General features: G+C 37.1%; 4 protein-coding genes and 1 pseudogene. 1 reads left to right on the top strand and 4 read right to left on the bottom strand.

Features of this window, described 5'->3' with window-relative positions; genetic code table 11:
* A partial coding sequence (locus M901_RS12475) for a hypothetical protein (RefSeq protein WP_021278565.1) occupies positions 1 to 260 on the top strand: 260 nt, incomplete at its 5' end.
* A 42-nt stretch (positions 261 to 302) separates the two neighbouring features.
* Here the strand turns inward: M901_RS12475 and ggt are convergent.
* From ggt to M901_RS12495, 4 genes and pseudogenes are all read right to left on the bottom strand, one after another.
* Positions 303 to 2,024 carry a gamma-glutamyltransferase gene (gene ggt, locus M901_RS12480; RefSeq protein ID WP_021278564.1) on the bottom strand — a complete coding sequence of 574 codons (1,722 nt, stop codon included), beginning with the start codon at positions 2,022 to 2,024 and terminating at the stop codon, positions 303 to 305.
* Positions 2,025 to 2,037: 13 nt separating this feature from the next.
* A complete protein-coding gene (locus M901_RS12485; RefSeq protein ID WP_021278561.1) occupies positions 2,038 to 2,715 on the bottom strand; it encodes an ABC transporter substrate-binding protein in 678 nt (225 codons plus the stop codon).
* 47 nt (positions 2,716 to 2,762) lie between these two features.
* Positions 2,763 to 3,617, bottom strand: a complete 855-nt coding sequence (locus M901_RS12490; RefSeq protein ID WP_021278563.1) for a serine protease — start codon at positions 3,615 to 3,617, stop codon at positions 2,763 to 2,765.
* A gap of 102 nt (positions 3,618 to 3,719) precedes the next feature.
* Positions 3,720 to 4,089, bottom strand: a pseudogene (locus M901_RS12495) (DUF3347 domain-containing protein); the annotation flags it as partial.

Below are 4,089 nucleotides of genomic sequence, written 5' to 3' on the forward strand. Positions count from 1 at the left end.
CACTTTATACAGCGATCTCAGAAATTGAAAAAGCTTCTGCAAACCAAGCTCCATTGGCCTATCAGAATCAAATGAAAGAGATCAAAGAAAAGTTAGAGAAGCAGTTTATTACACCTTTAACAAAGGTCTATAAAAAACAATTTAAGACAAATAACATGAGAATTATTGATAAGGATGTGACGGATTGGAATCACTTGGTTTATCCAGACGCTCTTTTCTCTCAAAAGATTTATGAATATCTCGAAAACTTTAATTTATAAAAAAAGAGTCGACTTATGTCGACTCTTACTTATTTAGCTTTTTTAAAGACCTGACGCTTTTCCCTCTCCTCTTGGATCGGATACACCTATAAGCTCACTTCCTTCTTTCACTATCGCTTGAATTCGACAACCTAAGTTCTTTTCAACAACTTTATGTCCCATTCCCTCAAGTTTCTCTTTCACACCACTGCTCAGTCCTCCTTCATCAAAACGTATATAATGTGGACGCCACTGATGGTGATAACGCGCAGTCGCAACAGATTCATATAGCGGAAGATCATACTCAAAATAATTTAAAATCGTTTGCATCACACAAGTTAGAATCCTAGTTCCACTAGGTGTTCCAACCGCCATAACAGGCTTATCACCGTCAAAAACAATCGTTGGAGACATTGAACTCAAAGGTCTCTTACCTGGTGCCACGAGGTTCTTATCTCCTCCGACCGCTCCAAATAAATTCTGAGCACCGACTTTATTTGCAAAATCATCCATCTCATTATTTAAGACAATTCCTGTTCCCTCGGCAACAAGACCAGATCCAAAATATCCATTAATCGTTTGTGTCGATACGACAACATTTCCTTGTGCATCCATGATTGAAAAGTGTGTTGTATGCTCTGGCTCATGTCCCCATGCTTTACCAGCACGGATGTCATTCATAGCAAAGGCCTTATTCATATCAATTTTGTTGGCCAATTCATCTGCATAAGTCTTGCTTGTTAATCCCTTTACAGGAACCTTCACAAAATCAGTATCACCTAAGAACTTGGCCCTATCGGCAAAGGCCATCTCCATAGCAGATGAAACAAGATGCACAGATTTAGGATGATAGACACCATATTTTTTTAGATCATATTTTTCTAAAATATTCAGAATTTGAATAATATGAGTCCCTCCAGAACTAGGAGGAGACATTGAAACGACTTTCTTACCTTTAAAATTTCCACTTACAGGATTACGTGAAACAACTTTATAATTTCTCAAATCACGATGAGTAATGAGTCCACCATATTTTTTCGAAGTCTTGACGATATTCTTTGCTACAGAACCTTTATAGAAACCATTACTCCCCTTTTTGGCAATGGCCCTAAGAGTCTTGGCGAGATCCTTTTGATAAAGCATATCTCCGGCCTTTAAAAGCTTTCCTTTTGGACAAAAAATCTTTTTCGAGCTTGGGTATTTACAAAGTACTTTCTGACGTACCTTAAGGGCCTTAACCATCTCTGGATAAACAGGAAATCCTTCATCAGCAAGTTTTATAGACTCTTCTAATACAGTATCTAAAGGAAGTTTTCCATATTTCTTATGAACTTCAAGAACACCTTTAACTAACCCAGGAGTCCCTACGGCAAAGATCCCATCAATCGACTTCCTTGGAATGACATTGCCTTTCTTATCAAGGTACATATTCTTATGAGATTTAAAGGGTGCTCTTTCTCTAAAGTCGAAAGCAAAGGTTTTTCCACTTTCTTTGTGATGAAAGAGTAAAAATCCTCCTCCACCAATTCCTGTTGATTGTGGCCTTTCAACAGAAATAACAAACGAAATTGCGGCCATTGCATCGATAATATTTCCACCGAGCTTATACATCTTCTCACCAGCATAAGTCGAATACTTACCTTGTGTGGCAATCATGGTTCTTTGTGATTTTGATACGTGATTAGATTTTTTAAACCCGGCCACTTTCTCCATTAGGATTGGCTTTTTGTGACTAGAACACGAAAAAAGAGTCATCATCGTGATGACACCTAAAGCTTTCTTCATTGAAACCTCAATATTAGTTATTAGTTGGATCGTATGATTTTAAATAGTATTTTACACTATTTTTGGCAGGTTCAAAGAGTTTAGAAAGATCCCCATTTTTCCTCATGCGCTCAATAATACGAGTAAATTTCTTGGCCATCTGTTTCCCCTTCTCGTTCTTCTTAAAGGCGAAATATACTGGCATGGATGAGATAGCTTTCTCGTGGGCCTGGATATTCTTAAGTTTCAGTTTATTAATCGCTGCAACACCTGTTAGGCCCTCACAGACAAATCCATCAACTCTACTTCGAATTACCATCTCCAAGCAGGACTCATCTGAACTGGCGTAATAGAATGTAATGTCATTGCGTGAAATCAATTTAGGCTCATAGGGATAACCCTCAGTAAGACAGAGCTTTTTATTCTTGAGCGATTTGATCGTTTTGCCTTTTAAGGAAAATAAAAAGTCCTTCTTATAGTAGAAAACCGATGACTTATGAACCTCCATCGGATTTAACATATCAAGTGCTGGGAAGTAGCCATCGAAGGTTCCCCCTTTAAAGAAACTGATGACTCTCTTTGGTGGCATCACTCTGACTTTAATATTTATATCTTCTTCCTCACCAATCCTCTTTACCAAATCAAGGAATTCTCCCTGGCTTTGACTTCTCACATAACGAGGAATTTTAAATGTTCCCAACTCAAGCGCCACGGCTTGAAATTGTAAAATTAGCGAGAATAGAAATAAGAGAAATAATCTTATAATAGATCCTTAAGTATTGGTTTTAAGCTTTCCAAATCATTGGCCTCAGCAAAATCTTTCTTACCTGCATGAAACCAATCCTGACACTCTCCCTTCGTCTCATAGTTTCCTCCAGATCCTCTGACTAAAATTCCTACAACCTTACCACTTTCTTTTGAAAAAACTGGACCACCAGAATTACAGCTAAAAGTATCAAGATTATGAACAAAGCTATTTTTATTTATTATAGCAGATTTCACTTCTCCTATCTGAGAAACTTTCTGCGCAATTCCAAGGGGATGGCCAACCATAAAGACTTTCTCACCGACACGAGGCCTCTCTAAATCGACCGGGATAGGGGCTCTATCTAAGACCTTACGATCTATTCTCAGAATGGCAAGATCAAGCATTGAACCATTCATAAAGTCAAAATCATAGTAGAGTATCTCTTTACAATTATAGATATTCTCTTTTTTTAGTTCTATATTTCCCTCTGTATCTGCGACATAATCAAAGACAACAGTGTAATCTTCACAACCAAAATTCATGCTCTCATCAATACAATGTCCTGCTGTAAGAATAAGATCCTCACCAATAAGAACAGAAGAGCAATTGGCTACCATTGGCTGATTAGCAAACTTAGCACTTGAGCAGAAATTCAAATTCTCTTTAAGAGATTTTCCTTTATAAGAAACTTTTTTTCCATCAAGGACAAGTTGATTTTTTGGAATGAGCGCAGCAGAACTCATGGCCGCTTGCCTTACGAGCTGATCCTTTATTTGATGGCGTTCAATTCGATCATCCTGATCAAAGACAGCTGCCCTTGTAGAAATTAAAGTAAAAATACAAATAGCAATTTGTTGAACTTTCATGAATAAATCTCCTAAGATGCTTCTTTATAGCAAAAATAGGGATTTCAATGGGTTCGAATGAAGATTTTATAGGATATCGCCCCCTCTAAGAGGGCGATATTATTAGAATTTTGTATCTTGAGAACCACAATGTGGCATCATAGCGGCATATGGATTATGAACTTTTGCTAGCTTCGAAGAGTTTTGAAGCCATTTCTTCTTTACCATTGGACAAGAGTACGCATTATAATCACCACCGATATCATATGTATTCACTACGTGAATAAGGGCCATTGAGACGATATGATAGCTTTGATAATTCTCCTCTTTTGACTTTGAAGACTGAATTTCTTTTAATTTATTCTTAGCAAAAGTAAGTAATTTAGAGACTTCAGTATTTGAAATACTTCCTAGTGATGACTCAAGTTCCTTAGAAAACTTTTCAACTTCACTTCCATCATACTTGAAGAAGGCCATATGTAATTTCTCATTA

The organism is Bacteriovorax sp. DB6_IX (genome assembly GCF_000447775.1).
Taxonomy (GTDB): Bacteria; Bdellovibrionota; Bacteriovoracia; order Bacteriovoracales; family Bacteriovoracaceae; genus Halobacteriovorax_A.

Coding starts and splice junctions, on each gene's coding strand:
- ggt (WP_021278564.1), bottom strand. CDS start 2,024: ATGAAGAAAGCTTTAGGTGTCATCACGATGATGACTCTTTTTTCGTGT.
- M901_RS12490 (WP_021278563.1), bottom strand. CDS start 3,617: ATGAAAGTTCAACAAATTGCTATTTGTATTTTTACTTTAATTTCTACA.